Genomic DNA, 769 nt, shown 5'->3' on the forward strand with positions numbered 1-769 from the left:
TTGCCGAGGTAGTGCTTGTTCAGGTACTGATCGAACTCATGCAGCATGATATTCGATAGCAGTGGCGATATAACACCACCCTGAGGTACGCCCTCACTTGCTGCCCGGAAAAGACCTGCATCAATTTGACCGGTTTTTATGAATCGCCAGAGAAGGTTCAGGAACCGACGGTCCCTGATTCTGCGGCGTACAGCTTTCATCAGCAGCCGATGATGCACGGTATCGAAGTAGCTGGACAGATCCCCTTCGATGACCCAGCGACCACGCGTTTCAGTAGTGTCCGTCAGTTGCAGTTTCACTGTACGGATCGCGTGGTGAACGCTCCGTTCCGGTCGGAACCCGTAGGAGAGCGTGTGGAAGTCGCTTTCCCACATTGGCTCCATCGCCATTAACATGGCCCGTTGAACGATGCGGTCGCGCAGGGTGGGGATGCCCAGTGGCCGTTGCTTGCCGTTGGCCTTCGGGATATAAACCCTTCGAGCCGGTAACGGCTGATAAGTATCAGAGAGTAAATCATGCCTGATTTGTTTCAGAATGGCCGGCAGTCTGGCCTGCACAGTCAGCTTGATCTCTCCATCTATCCCAGGCGTGTTTGCTCCTTTGGAAGACAGAGTGACCCGAGCCGCTTCTGCGAGCCAGTCAGGCTGTGCTATCAGACGCAACAACCTGTCCACCCGGCGGGTGGGATCGGCTGTTGTCCAGGTCGCTAGCTTGCGTTGCATTTCGCTGATTATCAAAGGTCTTCACCTTGTTTGGTCAGGTAGTTTGC

At 54.6% G+C, this 769-nt stretch carries 1 protein-coding gene; it reads right to left on the reverse strand.

Annotated elements, in window-relative coordinates; all coding sequences use genetic code 11:
* On the reverse strand, positions 1-737 hold a 737-nt coding region (locus tag MLC59_RS20270; protein ID WP_345799797.1), incomplete at its 3' end, for a reverse transcriptase domain-containing protein.
* Positions 738-769: the final 32 nt, after the last annotated feature.

The sequence above is a fragment of the Marinobacter bryozoorum genome (assembly GCF_023156245.1).
Classification (GTDB): Bacteria; Pseudomonadota; Gammaproteobacteria; order Pseudomonadales; family Oleiphilaceae; genus Marinobacter; species Marinobacter bryozoorum.